The following is a 17,591-nucleotide window of genomic DNA, read 5'->3' as shown; positions in this document are numbered from 1 at the left end:
AATACATCATATCAAATATTATGCATTTCGTCGATATTTTTTGCATTTCATAAGTATTGTTCATATGTTTGATACATATAATTTAGCGCCCACTTGTCTAACGTAAACGAATTTAACCGCTATGAAAAAAATTACTCAAATTACACTTGTCCTATTATTAGTGTATGGCAATATGTTTGCCCAGCAAGAGAAAGGAATTATTGGCTATAACAATTGGCTAAATCCTTGGACAGAATTTAAACCGAACAAAGTTGAGTATGGTAAGCCTACTAAAATATTAAGTGGAGATATTACCAAAGATACTAGACTATACAAACGTGATATATATCTTCTCCTTGGAGATGTTTTTGTAACTGATAGTACAACACTTACTATTGAGCCTGGTACAGTGATTATAGGTGATTTTAAAACTAAAGGATCGCTGGTTATCAGTAACGGATCAAAAATAATTGCTGACGGCACACACACAGACCCAATAATATTTACTTCAAGTAGAAGTGTAAAAAAGCCTGGTGATTGGGGAGGACTCTTCATTCTTGGTAATGCACCAACAAATAAATTTGGTGTCGAATCATCTTTGAACTATGGCTTAGTACCTTCTGCGGCTAAAACAATTAGCTATGGTGGTAATAATCCTGCCAGTTATTCTGGTGTTTTACGCTATGTAAGAATTGAATATGCTGGAAAGAGAACCAAAGATTATGGTTATTTCAATGGATTGACCTTAGCTGGTGTTGGACAACAAACCATTATAGAAAATATTATGGTTAGCTATTGTGAAGGTAATTCATTTGGTATATTAGGTGGCGATGTGATTTTAGATAAAATGGTATCGTACAAATCAAGTATAAACGATTACGACTTTAATTATGGTGCTCAATGTAAAATTAACAACTCATTGGCTATAAGATCGCCATATGTATCTGGAGCAGGAAAATCAAGATGTATGTATGTTGCCGCTCATGATCAAAAAGAATCTGCCGATTTTTCTCAAAAACAAACCTTTGTCAGCGCAGAAAACTTGACCTTAATCAATTTAAGTGATGATTTGCGTAACGATATTAAAGTTGGTTTGGTTAACGAAGCTATTTACATCGGAGAAGATGCCTCGTTTACTATTGATAAAAGTGTTATTTCAGGTTTTAATCCTGCTGTAATATTTGATAGAAACATAGAAATTAATAGTGAAAATCTTGAACGGATAAAATTCACCAGAACATATTTCAATAATTGCAAAGGAAACATATTTGTTGAGAATATTGCAAATAATGAAGACTTAGAGAATTGGTATGGAAATAGAGCATTTAACAATGTGTATTCAAAAGGTCCAGATTCTGAAACTTTTATTGATGTCGAAAATTTAAAACGACCAGATTTCAGATTGAGAATCAATAGAATAATCGCTTCAAATGACATTGACGATGACGATTAAAATTATAAAACCAGCTATTAATCTTTAATTAAAGAATTGTTGCTTATAGATAAAAAACTACGCCCCAAACTACAATGTACTACACTAAATCCCTACATAAATTCCTTTTTGGATTTTGTTGTTTATTTATTCTTGTTACGCAAGAAAAAGTAAATGCCCAGATAGTTATTGGTTCACCTAACCTAGGTTTTAGTCAAGCTTGTGCTAGTGCGTCATTCAACACTTATAGCACTACGTTTGTTTTTTCACCTGAAAGTGCTTTAGAGGCATCAAATCAGTTCACTATAGAAATGTCTGATGCAGATGGAGACTTTTCAAACCCAACTGTAGTATATACTTCTAATGCTGGAGCGATTACAACATCACCTGCAACGGTAAACTTTTCACTACCTACAACAACCGCTGGAGAAAATTATAAAATAAGGATTAAAAGTAGCGCACCTGCCGCTACAAGTTCTGGTTCGTCCACTTTTGCAGCCTATTACAAAATTCAAGATTCACCTTTCACTATAAATAATTTAGTGTCGACAGGTGCTTATTGTTCTGGAGGAAGCTATCTATTAACCATTGATAATCCAGGTACAGGATCAAATGATTCTCCACTCAACTACCCTTCTCTTACATTTAATTGGTTCAAGGAAACTGGACCGACTACAGCTGTGTTCCTTTCAGAAGGCCCAACGCTTGAAGTAAGTGAAGAAGGAACCTATTTTGCCGAAACAAATTATGGTACATGTACATCAGATTCATTTTCTAACCGTGTTGCAATTAGTGAAGTTACTTCAGGACAGGCTAACGCTGGAATCGCTTCAAGTTTAGGTAATCCCTTTTGTCCAGCTCAAGGCGCAACAACATTAAGTACTATTGGTGGTAATAGTTACCAGTGGTTTAAGGATGGTGCCGTAATTCCTGATGCCACAAATCAAATGTATCAAGCCAATGAATCAGGTTCGTATTCTGTTCAAGTAGATTTAGGAAACTGTTCAGCCTCTGGCACAATTGAATTAGAAAGTGAGCTTTTTGAAGGTTCACTAAATGTATCTGAAACAAATACGATAGAAGATGGCGAATCGCTATATGTAGTTGTGACAACTACTGCGAATAATCCAGAGTATGAATGGTATCTAAATGGCAGTATTATTTCTGGTGTTACAACTGATAATTATGATGCTACCGATTTTGGCAACTACAAAATAGTAGTTAGCGAAACATCAGGCTGTGTTGGTTCAAGAGAGTTCCTATTCGAACTAAGCGAAGCTTTAGATCCTTTTCCTGAAGTAGCAAATATTCCAAATGTTATAAGTCCAAATGGTGACAATATAAACGATACATGGGTAATTCCAACACGATATGTAACTGGTACTAATACAGAAGTATTAATCATGACAAATCGTGGAGAAATAGTTTTAAAGACCAATGATTATTTAAATAATTGGCCAGAAAATGATTTGAATTTGACCAGTATTAATCAGGTCTTTTATTATGTGATAACCACTGAAAATAACGAAACTAGAAAAGGTTCAATAACAATAGTGAAATAATAATATGAAAACACATCTTTTGGTTTTAGTATTATGTATCTGTTCTATACAGATGTTCTATTCTCAAGAAGATGATGGAGTGGTTTCGCTTAGCCTACCCGTAAGGAATTCTTTAACCTTCAATCGATACGCAATTAACCCAACATTTAGCTTCGTTCGTGAGCAAAATAAATACATTAGTTTTTCCAATAAAAGAGAATGGGTACAGTTTGATGACGCCCCACTCACCTATCTCGCTGGTTATACTGGTAGATTTGGAGAGAATATTGGTGCCGGTTTAAGTGTGTTTCAACAAAACTATGGTGTCTTAACTACGTTTGGTGGTCTGGCCAATTTCGCCTACAACGTTCAACTGGATAGAGATAGCAACCTTACCTTCGGACTTAATATTGGTGCCTACAAAAGTGGTATAAATACTGGTAATGTTGTAACAAATTTTGATGATCCTTCTCTACAAAATGTTCCTGAAAACTTTTTATTAGCAATTAGCCCTGGAGTTAACTATGGTTTAGTATTCCTAGACTTTGGTGTATCAATCAACAATTTGGTAACTTATAATTCCAATACATCCGAACTTATCAAAGATGATCCAGAACAAAGTATCCAAGCGCATTTAATGTATACAGGATATATGAATACTAGAGGTTTCTTTGATGAAAGTAAATTTTCTGGTCTTATTAGATCAGAATTCAAAAAAGACGAAACTGTAATATCTGCTATTGCAATGCTAACAGTTCCAAAAGGTATCTGGGCTCAAGTTGGATATAATACAGTGTTTGGTGCTTCTGGAGGCGTGGGAATCAATATTACACCACAAATTGCTATCGAATACAATTATGAGAAAGCCTTAGGCGATTTGAATAATTTTGGACCTTCTCACGAATTTACACTAGCGTATAGATTCAAAAACAAGCAAAATTACGATTATAGTAGTGGTGATGAAGTAAGCGGATTGATTTCTGGTAATAAAAGAAAACCTGTTGTATCTAAAATATCTAAAGCTAAAGCTGATGCCAATCGTAAATCTTCAGCAGAAAGAAAAGCCGAAGCACAGGCTAAGTTGTTAGCTGAACAAAAAGCTAAAGAAGAAGCTGATGCCAAAGCAAGATTATTAGCTGAACAAAAAGCTAAAGAAGAGGCTGATGATAAAGCAAGATTACTAGCTGAACAAAAAGCTAAAGAAGAGGCTGATGCCAAAGCAAGATTATTAGCTGAACAAAAAGCTAAAGAAGAGGCTGATGCCAAAGCAAGATTATTAGCTGAACAAAAAGCTCAAGAAGAAGCTGATGCTAAAGCAAGGTTACTAGCTGAACAAAAAGCTCAAGAAGAGGCTGATGCCAAAGCAAGATTATTAGCTGAACAAAAAGCTCAAGAAGAGGCTGATGCCAAAGCAAGATTATTAGCTGAACAAAAAGCTCAAGAAGAGGCTGATGCTAAAGCAAGGTTACTAGCTGAACAAAAAGCTCAAGAAGAGGCTGATGCCAAAGCAAGATTATTAGCTGAACAAAAAGCTAAAGAAGAGGCTGATGCTAAAGCAAGATTATTAGCTGAACAAAAAGCTCAAGAAGAGGCAGATGCCAAAGCAAAAGAGGAGTTAATTACTAACCCACAAGATGAGCTCGGGAAGTCTATGTATGCATTAGCACTGGAGACAGAGAATTCTAAAACAACTCAAAATGAATTATTGAAAAAGTTCGATGATATTGTAGCTATTAAGGATAAAGATTTAAAAGATTTAAAAGAAGAAAATGATTTAAGCGAACAAGGTATTGCAGTAACGCCAAAACCATTTAAAAGTATTACTGCCGAAAATAACGCCTTAAATGCAATCAAATCTGATTTAGACGCTGTTATAAAAAAGCGAGGCGAAGATATTGAAAAGCTAAAAGAATTATATGAAGACAAATACGAAGCAGCTACTATTACTAATGATGAAGTGTATTTGTATTACCAAAAAGCATTAAAACGTCTAGAGACAGAACAATTAAATGCTTTAGAAGCGAAAGTTACATTAGAAACGCGATTAGAAGATATTAAAGTAGCAACCGAGTTTGAAAGACGACGACGAATCAAACGTGCTGCTTTTGATAATGAAGACGAGCGCTATGCTCAAGATAGAGCGACGTTACAAAACATCAAACAATCTACTGGATTAAGCAGCACGCCGCTTAAAACTGAAGATTTTGATTTTGGGGAACAGCAAAGTGATAATATTCAAATTCTCGAGAATGTAACCAATGTTGAGAATGGATACTATTTAATATTAGCTGTACATAGTGACGTTAAGAAAAGAGATGACTTCTTGAGAAAAGTTGTTGCCTCTGGACGAACAGATATAGACTTTTTCTATGATGTCAACACAAGTAAATATTACATTTATTACGATAAGTTTGATTACATAGAGGCTGCAAATGAAGGATTAAAATCAAAAGGAAACAGACCGTATAACGGTAAAATGTCTATTGCAAAAATTGAGAATAAATAATAAGTAAGTTATGGCCCAATTCCGAATTCAGAGATTGCCCTGTCAATGAAAAAGGAATTATAAATTTTAAATATCATGAAAAGACCTACATTTTCTAAAATCACCATCATTGTTTCATTACTATTTTTTGGTCTTATATCATATGCCCAAAATTACGAACCCTTTACGCCTCGATTTAATGAGGATTTAAAAGGAGATATTGTACTTATTGGAAATAATATATTAGGGCCAGACAATAATGCATTCAATGATAACTCCGTATACAATCACAATGTTAATATGCAATATATTGATATTGATGGTGATGCATCTACTTTTAGTTCGTCTAGTGCGGATCTAGAAATTCCAAATCCAAATTGTTATAGAATTATTTATGCTGGTTTATATTGGGGAGCTGTTAATCCTGGAGATGAACCGATTACTGAAGTAAAGTTCAAAGGACCTATTGGAGGGTATAACGATATACAAGGTACTATTATTTATGATGCCAATGGAACGACTGTTGATGGAGGTGATAGTTTCTCTTATGCATGTTTTGCAGATGTAACAGCGATTGTAACAAGTTATGGCTCAGGAGTTGATTTAGGAACTTATACAGTTGCTAACGTTTCTTCTGGTTTAGGAGAAACGGCAAACTTTGATCCGTATAATGGTACTGGACAATCTGCAGGTTGGTCATTGTTCATAGTCTATGAAGATCCTACACTTCCTGGTAAGTCAATTACTAGTTTTGATGGCTTTAGTGCGATTAGTGTGCCTGGCAACAACCCAACTTTGGACATTCCAGTTGACGGATTTAGAACGGTCCCTGCTCCTGCTCCAGTTAGAGCAAATTTTGCTTTTGCCACGTTAGAAGGTGATAGTCCTATTTTAGGAGATCGATTACGACTAAATGGTGTTAGTTTATCGACTGTCGATAGGCCTGAAACTAATTTCTTTAATAGTTCGGTAACACGACTTGATGCTACACCTGTAGATAATAGGGTTCCTAATAGTACCAATACTTTAGGTTTTGATACAGGAACTATTGCTATTCCAAACCCAGGAAATACTGTTATAGCCAACGATGCCACTTCAGGAGTGATTAGATTAGAAACCAGTGGTGATACTTATTTTCCATACTTTTTTGCCTTCGCTGTTGAGATTATTGAACCTAATATTGTACTAACTAAAATCGTAGAAGATGATGCAGGTAATGATATTGGAGGTCAAACCGTAGGTCTTGGTTCATCATTAAACTATGTCATTGGTTTTCAAAACACAGGAAATGATAATGCTACTAACTTTCAAATTAGAGATATACTTCCAATCAATATTATTTTTAACTACCCTGACGATTTAGTATTACCTCCTGGTGTTACTGTTGCCAGTTATAATCCAGTAACACGAGAGATAATATTTGATATTGAAGATTATTTAGTTGAAGAAAATGATCCTGTATATGAAATTCGCATTGAAGTTCAAGTGGTTGATTCTTGTGGTGAATTAGCAGATGCATGCTCAAATATTATTAATAATCAAGCATTCGCTACATATAACGGCTTTTTTAATCCTACGTTCCAAATTACAGATGATCCAAGTTTAAATAGTAATACAGGATGTTTATTATCTCCACAAGCTACTAACTTTTTAGCTGATCTAGATTGTACGTTTATAGAAGATATTATTTTATGTGGTTCTAGTGTAGAACTAACTGCTGCTAATGGATACGATTCGTATTCTTGGTCAACAAGTCCAACAGGAACACCAGTCATAGGAACAACACAAACAATTACTGTTACCAATGTTGGTACTTACTATTCATTTAATACAGCCATTGCACCTTGTCAATCTATTGAGCAAGAATACCATGTAGAACTATTTGGAGGTGATATTGAAAATCCGGTAATACCTTATGCAGATGAAGTAGTGACCTGTCCAAATGATGGAAAGTTACTACCAAATATATTTTTATGTGGTGCCAATGATTCTAGGTTTATTGAAACAAATATCACTAGTGCAACATCAATTATTTGGGAACAATTAGATGAATCTAGTTGTCCTGCTGTAACCGATCCAGATTGTGCTAATGAAGATGATACATGCACGTGGAATCAAGTGGGTGACGGACCAGATTTCTTAGCTAATACATCAGGTCAGTTTAGGCTAACTATAAATTTTTCAGGTGGTTGTTTTGTGCAATTTTACTTTAATGTTTATCAGAATTTATTAAATGCCGATGTTATAGCTACAGATATTATTTGTACAACTCCAGGAACAATAACAGTAATTGATGTACCATCTGGCTATGAGTATAGTCTTGATGATATTAATTATCAAACGAGTAATGTATTTACAGTAAATACTCCGGGATTATACACTGTGTACATAAGACAAATTGGAGTACCAACAAACCCATGTGTATTTACTGTTCCAGATGTTCAAATTAGAGACCGTGATTTTACAGTGTCTACAACAATTATTCAACCATTGTGTAATGGTGATTTAGGAAGTATACAATTGGCTGCTAATGATGTAGATCCACAGTATTCATTCTCATTATTTGAAGGTGGAACATTAGTCAATAGTGTTGGACCAATTATGGAAAACACCTATACATTTGCTAATTTAAATCCTGGAACATATACAGCTACAGTTGAAACTGAAAATGGTTGTATTTATTCTGAAGATGTCACTATTGTAGAACCACCATTGTTAACGGTTACAGCAGCAATTACAATTCCATTAACATGTACCGATGGAGAAATTACTGTATACCCTGAAGGTGGAACACCTCCATATTTCTACTTTGTAAACGGTTCTACAGATTTTCAAACAGTACCAGAGATTGTTGTTACTACAGCGGGAACATATGACATAACTGTAGTTGATTCTAATAATTGTAGTGCTAGTACATCAATAATAGTTGATCCGCTACCAGAACCTGAATTCAATATAGTAACAACAGATATATCTTGTTCTGGAGAAACAGGTAGTATCAATATAAATGTAACTGCAAGTAATGGTTATGCATTAGAATATAGTATAGATGGTGGAGCAACCTTTTTCAATTCGCCAGTATTTCCTGGTCTTGCTGCAGGCGATTATGATGTTGTAGTACAATATTCTATTGGAGCATCTGTATGTTCCACAGTACCGCAAACAGTCACTATAATAGCCAATGATGCGATATCTGGCACTGCCGAATTAGACGCACCTTACACATGTACTTCTAATGGAACAATTATAGTTACAGGTGTCACAGGAGGAGATGGACCATATACATACAGTATTGATGGCGTTACATTTCAGGCAAGTAATACGTTTACTGGTTTAACAGATGGAACATATACAATTACAATACAAGATACTAATGTTTGTACTGCTATCACAAATGAAATAACGATAGACTCATTAAATCCTCCAACTGATTTAATGTTTGACAACTCACCTATTACGTGTCCGTCAAATACAACTACAGTTACCATAACAGGAACTACAGGTGGTATTGGAGTTTTAGAATATCAAATTATTGCTCCAGCGACTAGTGCTACACCATACCAAACATCTACCAATTTTGCTGGATTAGAACCTGGAACCTATACATTTCAAGTACGAGATGAAAATGATTGTGTATATAGCGAATCATATACTATAAATCCAATTCCAACTCCTACAGTAAATGTGGTATTAACTCAAGATTTAAATTGTACAGTTACACCAGATGCCATTATAACAGGAAACATTACAGGTACAGCACCATTTACCTATGCTGTATCTATTAATGGTGCGGCATATGCATCCTTAGGTACTACTGGAACATCGTTTACATATACAACAGCAACAGACGGAACATACCAATTTGAAATTACAGATGCTAATGGTTGTATTGCAGAATCTAGTGTGATAACAATAGAGCCATTATCGCTTCCTGACCTAAGTGTTGTAGTACAATCTGAACAGATCCTTTGTAATGGAGATTCTAATGGAGCTATAGATATTACAATCGATACTACAGTAGGAACACCTCCATTTACCATAAATGTAAATAATGATACAACAGGAACAAATTATGGATCTCAAACATCAGGATTACCAGCTGGTTCATATACTGTTACTATTACAGATGCAAATTCTTGTACAGCTAATGAAGTTATTGTTATAAGTGAGCCAGATCCTATAGTTGTAGATTACAATACAGTAGATATTAGTTGTGGGCCAGGTGGTGTATCACAAGGTTCTATAATTATCAACTCTGTTACAGGTGGAACAGCACCATATAATTATTTTGTTACTGGAACAAACGGTTATGCTAACTCCGAGCTAAATGCCACAGGGTCTACCTCTGTTAGTTTTGATGTCGTAGATTTTGGATTATATGAAATTAATGTTGTAGATGCCAATGGTTGTTCTGTATTAGAACAAGATGTATTGGTTGCCTCTCCTCCAACCGATCTAGATATCTCAGTAACTGCTACTGTAGATTGTCTTACTGGTGGAGAAGCAGTTGTGAGTATTGGATCTACTTTAACTAGTTCTGGACCATTCTTTTTCAGTATATATCAAGGTCCTATTTCAGTATATCCTAATCCGCCAGGATCATGGATTCCTGAAGATACACCTGGTAGTGAATCTGCAACATTTACTGGTTTAACTTCTGGTGTTACTTATACATTTATAGTTTATGACGCCTCAACTAATTGTAGTTATTATGAACCAGCGACAACACCAATTCCAACAAATTCAACGTTGACATTGAGTGCTGTTAGTTCAAATAATATAACATGTACTGGAAGTGATGATGGAAATGTGTCATTTACAATTAATAGTGTCTATGGAACTGCAGTAAACGTCAATTATGAAATTTTTGATGCATTAACCTTAGCTACAACAGGTGTAACAGGTTCTGGTAGTGTTCCAGCAGGTGGTTCAATTACTATAACCGATTTAGGACTATTGCCTTTTGGTAATTACTTTGTTTCTATTACTGAAACATCTGGAGCAAATTCTGGTTGTGGTGTAGTGACTGCGCCTTTCAATATAACTGAATCTGCTATCCTATTGAACTTAGATGTTTCTATAGATCAAAATGCGAATTGTAATACAAACTCTGGACTGATTAGTGCAATTGCACAAGATGGTACCGCTCCATATCAATACCAAATAACAACTACCGCTGCTGCACCATTAGCAACAGATGCTGGTTGGGCTTCGGCAAGTACATTTAACGTAGATGCCGGAAACTACTATGTACATGCTTTAGATGCTTATGGATGTGTTGTTTCAAGTCCTATTGTGGTTTTACCAATGGATACGACGCCTATCATTTCTGCTACAGTTACTAACTTGTGTACTGTAACGGAAGGAAATTTTGAAATAGACGTTACTTTAGATACTCCAGGTATTGCACCATATAGTTTTAGTATTAATGGTGGCGCTTTTCAGACACAAACAGCTCCATTTACGATATCTAATTTATTCTCAGGAACGCATACAATTGAAATACAGGATGCCAACGGATGTGGCAACTTAGTATCAGTTGATATTCAAGCACCATTAACATTAACTCCAAGTATTACAGCATTATCCACATGTAACGATGATGATGGCGAAATTACCTTGGTGACAACAGGAGGTTCAGGAACATATACATATAGTATAAGTCCAAACCCTGCATCCATTAGTTTAAGTGGAGATGTGTTTTCTGGTGTACCATCAGGAGTTTATACAATTACTATTACAGATACTGTAACTTCATGTACAGAAGAAACAACAATATCAATACCAGAAGCTATACCTCCATCATTTACGACAACACCAACAGGAGTTACATGTTTTGGGGATAATTCTGGGTCATTTGATATAGACATAAGTGGTTATACAGGAACTTATACTTATGAAGTATTTGACAGTTTAGGTGCTTCAGTTACTGGAGTGGTAAATGCTAATACATCTACTAATCCATTAACTGTATCAGGAATGTCAGCTGGAACGTTTTCTGTAGTTATTACTGAAACAGAAAGCCCTTTCTGTTCAGCTAATTCAACTGTAGTTATTGCTTCACCTTCTGAAGTCTTGGCTTTAACTGCCAATGAAACATCTAATGTCACTTGTGATAACAGTCAAGGAACTATAACTGCGATTGCAACTGGAGGTTGGGGTGATTATGAATATGAATTAACAGGAGATGCTACTGTGGCGTATTCTTCAAATGGTACGTTTACAGATTTATCAGCAGGAAATTATACAGTAAACGCTAGAGATGCTGAAGGCTGTATTGTTTCTGTTGATGTTACGCTTACAGAACCAACACCTATAAACGCTACATTTACGCCTAATACATCAGTATTGTCATGTTTTGGAGATCAAGATGCATCCATAACGATTACCAATGTTACTGGAGGTCAAGGAACAGAATATATTTACACCTTAACTACTATTTTGCCTACACCTAGTACATCTGGTCCACAAACGACAAATGTATTTAGCAACTTAGGAGCAGGAACATACTCTGTTACTATAACTGATAGCTATGAATGTTCATTAACTTCGATTGATATCGTTATTACAGAGCCTACACCTATCCAAGCTAGTTTAGTCACAGCAACAACTCAAACATGTTTAACTGAATCGACATTAACATTAAGTGCTTCAGGAGGAACTGGTATTTACACCTATAGTAACGATAGTTCTTTCACAACTATATTGGGAACATTTAATTCATCTACAACATTCTCTGTGCCACCTGGTACTTATCAATATTATGTAAGAGATGCAAATGGATGTATTGCTAATGTGTCTAATGAAATTACTATTGATCCGCTTCCAGATTTAGAGATAAACTTACAATCAACAAACCCAACAATAAATTGTGCTGGTGATAACAATGGATCTATTGTAGCAACAGCTCAAGGTGGATTAGGAGATTATGTATATACTTTAGAAGATACACTTGGCAATACAATTCCTGCAACGCAAAATAGTCCTGGTATATTTACAGAACTTATCGCCGGAACTTATATTGTTACTGTTGTAAGTGGTGATTGTAATACGGCTACAGCTCCAATAACTATTACAGAGCCAACTGCGCCTCTAGAAGTTGATTTCGTTGTAAATGATGTGACTTGTAGTGGAAATGATGATGGTGTATTAGAAATCAATGCTACTGGAGGAACAGGAATTATTAAATATGCGATTTCTCCACAATTAGATCAATTTTTTGAGACCAATATTTTTGAAAATTTAGCGCCTGGTACTTACGATGTTATTGTACAGGACGTATTAGGTTGCTATGTAACTTTTGATTTCACTATCAATGATCCTCAACAAGTCATTCTTAGTATTGTACCAGATTCACTATTTGAAGAAACTTGTGAAGGAGAAGGTAATGGTGAATTTAGTATTGATATTTCAGGAGGTAGCTTACCTTATAGTGTGAGTTTAGATACTTATGATGGTCCTTATACTACAGGAGCGGCTGGTCAAACTATTTTTGATTTTACCGGATTAGGTGGTGGTGACCATACGGTATACGTGCGTGATGCTCAAGGTTGTGAATCTGAGTGGAACATAACCTTCCCGGAATCGGTGACAATTAACCCAGTCATAGAAATTGAATACTTATGTGAGAACAATGCACTTACTAATACAGTTACTGTAACCGTTGATGAAAGCATTACTGATCTTTCACAATTAGACTACTCTTTAGATGGAGGACCTTACCAAATTAGTAATGTATTTACAGACGTACTACCAGGAACAGATCATTATATCGATGTTAGACATACTAATGGTTGTATTCAAACAACAGAATTATTTGACATAGAAGATTATGCACCAATATCATTGGTATTAGTTGAAGGTGATGAGGCTGGAGAGATCATTGCAAATGCTGCCGGAGGAACTGGTGTGTATCAGTTTACGTTTAATGACGAAGATTATGGCGATACTAATGTATACTATGTAACAGAATCTGGTGTCTATACTGTAGTTGTTACAGATAGTGCTGGGTGTGAAGCTGTAGCTGTAATTGAATTAGAAATTTTAGGGCCTTGTATACCTAATTATTTCAGTCCGAATGGTGATGGTGTAACCGATACTTGGTCTCCAGGATGTACAGAAGATTTTCCAAACCTAACCTTTGATATTTTTGATAGATACGGTCGTAAAGTTGCAACCTATCGTGTAGGTGAATACTGGGACGGAAGATATAATGGAACAGAACTACCAACAGGTGATTATTGGTATGTCGTTAGACCAAATAATCCAGCTGTAGCTAAAGAGTATGTTGGGCATTTTACACTTTACAGGTAATAGATTTAAAACAATTATTGAAATGAAAAATATCAAACTATATATTCTCTTAATGTTCTGTTCATTTAGTTTTGGACAAGAGCTAAATTTGCCTGTGTGGACTCAATACTTAGCAGATAACGATTTTATCATCTCTCCTACTTATGCAGGAATTGGAGATAATTTAAAAATACGAGCTAACGGACTTACGCAATGGGTAGGTATTAAAAATGCACCAGACAATCAAGCTCTGTATGCCGATTTCAGAATCGCTAATCAATCTGGTATTGGTGTATCTATGTATAATGATAGAAATGGTAATACACGTCAGAAGGGAGCTAAGTTCTCTTTTGCGCATCATATCATTCTAGACTATACATCTAAGCAATATTTTTCATTTGGTATGTCATACAATATCAATAGCTTTCGAATTGATATTGAAAACTTTCAACCTACAGAAGAAATTCCTATTGTAGATCCTAGTATTACTGATGATAGATCAGTAACCAATCATAATTTTGATGTTGGCTTACTTTACCGTTGGGATCGTTTTTACCTTAGTGTTAATGCCAATAACATTTTAGAAAAGAAAATTGATGATTTTACAGGTTTTGAACCTAATAATCTTTTAAACTTTCAAGCCTATACTGGATATGTATTTGGCAACAAACGAAATAATAGTGTTGAGTTTGAACCATCAGTGTTTTTCCAATTGTTTAATAGTGATGGACGTTCTGCAACCGATTTCAATTTTAAATATAGAAAATTCAATAGATCTGGTGATTACTACTGGGTTGGTGCTTCATATCGTTTCTTAAATGATCAATTTTTAAAACCATTAAACTTTGGGCCTATGGCAGGAATCATGAAGAATAGATTATATTTTGCCTATTCATACCAATTAACAATTAATGACCTTTCTGGATTTAACTCAGGTACACATAGTATTACTATAGGATTAGATTTCTTACAAGGCATCAGTAATTGTGCTTGTACAAAAGGAACAAGCTATAGAAAGTATAAAAATAACGGTAATAATAGAAACTAAGTATCTACTAAACTAGCATGTTGTTTAAATAGCCAATTAATGTCGTTACACTATCAACCTGTTCTGGTGTAGGAGTTGCAACTTCAACTGCTGTATCAACAATTGTTTGCCAACCAAGACCAGCCGTAAATACTGGTATTAATTGCATCCACTTTGGCCTATTTGCATCAAAGGCTTTTCTGTATACCGTTGGAAAAGCAACTATAGATACAATTAAGGCAAATACAACAAAATAATAGTCTTGGTATACTTCACCAGGAGTACCAAAGTTTCTTGCTTCTTTATAAAACGCATAGAAAGGTTGAATCAGAACACCAGCAAAAAGTGCTAACCATTGAAAAATTGCTTTTGGTCCAGTTGATGGGTCATTGTCTCCTTGGACATCAGATTTAAAAATTGTAGTGCTCTCTCTATTTTTGTAAAGAGAAAAATAGTTTTGTGAAGCCATAATATATTGATTTAAGATAGTTACATAAACTAATTATAACTCATGTAATAGATACCACATGAGTACTGTTTTTGTTGGCCATTATCGACCTTAAAATTCTTAAATAGGGAGAGATATAACACTGATTTTCAGTGCTTAATTCAAATATACTGTTTTTTTTATAATTGACGATGGCTTAACTAACTTCTAGCTTATAACCCACACCATGAACATTGGTAAGCTTTATAGCATCATCATCTTTTAGCTTTTTTCTTAACTTGGAAATATAAGTATCTAGGCTTCTTCCAACAAAAACACCATTGTCTTCCCAAACTTTTTTAGTGAGCTCATCACGCTTGATGATCTGATTTGGATGTGCAACAAATATTTCTAAAAGCTCACATTCTTTTTTAGACAAACTAATTTCCTCAGCTTCTTTAACTAATTTGTTTTGTTCTGGATAAAACCGAAAACGACCTATCGATGTATATTTTTTATGATCATTTTCTGATGCAATTTCACGTTTTTGTTTTGAATAGAAACGATCAATTATGAATAAGATCACGATTGACAATAAAAGATAAAATAAGTTCTTTCTATTAAAAAATGATGTTACCCGCTTGAAAAAGGTAACTTCAATAGTATAACATCCATTGGGTAAATAACGCCCATTACACGGTATGATCGTGCTTTCTTCTTCCTTACTCATCTGATAACTATAAGCAACTTCTTGGTCTAAACACTGTAATACTTCTACTCTATAATGCTTTGGAAGTTGAGATATATTAAGTGTACTATCTATAATGGTCACCAAATTATTTGGTTCAAATGACAGTTGCTCATTAAATGATACTTGATACTTATAATCACTCAATTTTTTAACAGGTAAAATCAATGATGTAGAATCTTGATTGGATAATAATAACTGATTTCCTACCTCACGTAATGAAATTTTCACACGCTCAATAAACGCTTCATTCTTCTTATCTGAATTAGATAATAGCCATCCAATAATCACCAGGATAATTGAAACAGTATAGGTGTAAATTCTTTTCTTGCTCATAATTTCCTGTAAATAACATACAATTTCATGACTTTTTACAACTCTTGACACTTCTTTTACACTTTTTTGACACTTTTTGCTAAAGCTGCCGATAGTTTTACATCCAGTATTAATTAAAAAACAAAACTTATGAAAACGCGAATGTTATTACTTATTACAGCTATTTGCACATTATCATTTAGCTATGCTCAAGAAAAATTAGCTATAGACACCTCTAAAAGTGAACTAAAATGGTTTGGGGAGTATACCTTTTATTTTGGAGGGCACAATGGAGCTATTAATTTTAAAAACGGTCACTTTATAAAAACTGGAGATATTATCACAGGTGGCGAATTTACTATAGATATGAACAGCATTACATGTGACGATATTAAAACTGCAGATGCTAATGAAAGTCTTGTTAATCATTTAAAAGATCCAGACTTTTTTGATGTCGCAAAATTTCCCGAAGCCAAACTAAAAATTACCAATGTAACGTATCACGATCCTACTCATATGAAGATTTTTGCAAATTTAACCATAAAAGGTATTACATTGCCAATAGAATTTCAAGCTGAAGTTGATTTCGCAAAAGAACAAATGACCACTAGGTTTAAAATTGATAGAATGCGTTGGGGAATTAACTATAATAGTAAATTGCGAGATGGTGCCATTTCTGATGCTATTGGCTTTGAAGTAACACTTAATTTGAAAAAACTAAATGAATGAAAAAAATAGTACTAATTATCGGACTTCTACTCTATTCTTTTTCTATTAATGCTCAAGAAGAACAAGAAAAAGGTGTATTTGTATCTGATACGACTTGGTTAAAAGAGATCATAAAATTCCCACTAGGTTTTGCTCCAGAAATAAAATACGAAGGGTATGAAGATCTCAGGTTTGCAAAGAGTTGGAGAGATAAAGACCATCCAGATTTTTGGTGTTATACTTTCGTATGGCATATTAAAGGTATTCAAAAGTTTACAGCTAAGGATTTAGAACAACAAATGGGATTCTATTATGATGGACTAATGAAAGCCGTGAATAAGAAAAAAGATTTTGAAGTCCCTAAAACTACTGCTCTCATTATAAATACAAAAGGAAATGGTTATGATAAAGCTGATTTTGTTGGAAAATTAAACGTTTACGATGCGTTCAATACTCAAAAAATGATAACTTTAAATCTATTGGCTAAGGTTCATAATTGTGAAGAAAACAACACATCAAATATTAGTTTCAGATTGTCACCCCAAGACTTTGAAGGAAATATCTGGGAAAAATTTAAAGATATCGAACTTAGGGATGATGTTTGTGAGGATTGATTATATTTATAAAATAATCTCAT

The 17,591-nt window shown here is 34.5% G+C and carries 9 protein-coding genes; 7 read left to right on the top strand and 2 right to left on the bottom strand.

The features are described 5' to 3' along the window. The first annotated feature begins 121 nt into the window (after positions 1–121). The 5 genes from KWG70_RS06335 to KWG70_RS06315 all read left to right on the top strand — a co-directional run bounded on the left by KWG70_RS06335 (position 122) and on the right by KWG70_RS06315 (position 14,777). Positions 122–1,432, top strand: coding sequence for a hypothetical protein (locus KWG70_RS06335; protein WP_230935153.1), 1,311 nt, complete (start codon positions 122–124; stop codon positions 1,430–1,432). Between the two features lie 74 nt (positions 1,433–1,506). Further along, entirely contained in the window at positions 1,507–2,973 is a 1,467-nt protein-coding gene (locus tag KWG70_RS06330) for a T9SS type B sorting domain-containing protein (RefSeq protein WP_230935152.1), read from the top strand. Between the two features lie 4 nt (positions 2,974–2,977). After that, positions 2,978–5,458, top strand: coding sequence for a PorP/SprF family type IX secretion system membrane protein (locus KWG70_RS06325; protein ID WP_230935151.1), 2,481 nt, complete (start codon positions 2,978–2,980; stop codon positions 5,456–5,458). A gap of 75 nt (positions 5,459–5,533) precedes the next feature. Further along, positions 5,534–13,750 carry a T9SS type B sorting domain-containing protein gene (locus KWG70_RS06320; protein ID WP_230935150.1) on the top strand — a complete coding sequence of 2,739 codons (8,217 nt, stop codon included), beginning with the start codon at positions 5,534–5,536 and terminating at the stop codon, positions 13,748–13,750. Between the two features lie 22 nt (positions 13,751–13,772). Continuing rightward, positions 13,773–14,777 (top strand): PorP/SprF family type IX secretion system membrane protein, encoded by a 1,005-nt coding sequence (locus KWG70_RS06315; RefSeq protein ID WP_230935149.1) that lies wholly within the window; start codon positions 13,773–13,775, stop codon positions 14,775–14,777. Between the two features lie 7 nt (positions 14,778–14,784). On the opposite strand, the gene KWG70_RS06310 is transcribed toward KWG70_RS06315, so the two are convergent. After that, positions 14,785–15,225: a hypothetical protein gene (locus KWG70_RS06310; protein WP_230935148.1), complete on the bottom strand. Its 441-nt coding sequence runs from the start codon at positions 15,223–15,225 to the stop codon at positions 14,785–14,787. A 175-nt stretch (positions 15,226–15,400) separates the two neighbouring features. Then, complete coding sequence (locus tag KWG70_RS06305; protein ID WP_230935147.1) at positions 15,401–16,267, bottom strand: winged helix-turn-helix domain-containing protein; 867 nt, start codon at positions 16,265–16,267, stop codon at positions 15,401–15,403. A 129-nt stretch (positions 16,268–16,396) separates the two neighbouring features. On the opposite strand from KWG70_RS06305, the gene KWG70_RS06300 reads away from it, so the two are divergent. Together KWG70_RS06300 and KWG70_RS06295 are read left to right on the top strand one after the other, a co-directional pair. Continuing rightward, complete coding sequence (locus KWG70_RS06300) at positions 16,397–16,975, top strand: YceI family protein (RefSeq protein WP_230935146.1); 579 nt, start codon at positions 16,397–16,399, stop codon at positions 16,973–16,975. Next, complete coding sequence (locus KWG70_RS06295) at positions 16,972–17,568, top strand: hypothetical protein (RefSeq protein ID WP_230935145.1); 597 nt, start codon at positions 16,972–16,974, stop codon at positions 17,566–17,568. Before KWG70_RS06300 ends, KWG70_RS06295 begins: the two co-directional genes overlap by 4 nt. Positions 17,569–17,591: the final 23 nt, after the last annotated feature.

This window comes from Psychroserpens luteolus (genome assembly GCF_021032705.1).
GTDB classification, from domain to species: Bacteria; Bacteroidota; Bacteroidia; order Flavobacteriales; family Flavobacteriaceae; genus Psychroserpens; species Psychroserpens luteolus.
This window is presented reverse-complemented; position numbering and strand designations above follow the sequence as displayed.

Excerpts from the sequence above, each read along its gene's own strand:
- KWG70_RS06305 (WP_230935147.1), bottom strand. The coding sequence starts at position 16,267 with ATGAGCAAGAAAAGAATTTACACCTATACTGTTTCAATTATCCTGGTG.
- KWG70_RS06320 (WP_230935150.1), top strand. The coding sequence starts at position 5,534 with ATGAAAAGACCTACATTTTCTAAAATCACCATCATTGTTTCATTACTA.
- KWG70_RS06310 (WP_230935148.1), bottom strand. The coding sequence starts at position 15,225 with ATGGCTTCACAAAACTATTTTTCTCTTTACAAAAATAGAGAGAGCACT.
- KWG70_RS06295 (WP_230935145.1), top strand. The coding sequence starts at position 16,972 with ATGAAAAAAATAGTACTAATTATCGGACTTCTACTCTATTCTTTTTCT.
- KWG70_RS06325 (WP_230935151.1), top strand. The coding sequence starts at position 2,978 with ATGAAAACACATCTTTTGGTTTTAGTATTATGTATCTGTTCTATACAG.
- KWG70_RS06300 (WP_230935146.1), top strand. The coding sequence starts at position 16,397 with ATGAAAACGCGAATGTTATTACTTATTACAGCTATTTGCACATTATCA.
- KWG70_RS06335 (WP_230935153.1), top strand. The coding sequence starts at position 122 with ATGAAAAAAATTACTCAAATTACACTTGTCCTATTATTAGTGTATGGC.
- KWG70_RS06315 (WP_230935149.1), top strand. The coding sequence starts at position 13,773 with ATGAAAAATATCAAACTATATATTCTCTTAATGTTCTGTTCATTTAGT.
- KWG70_RS06330 (WP_230935152.1), top strand. The coding sequence starts at position 1,507 with ATGTACTACACTAAATCCCTACATAAATTCCTTTTTGGATTTTGTTGT.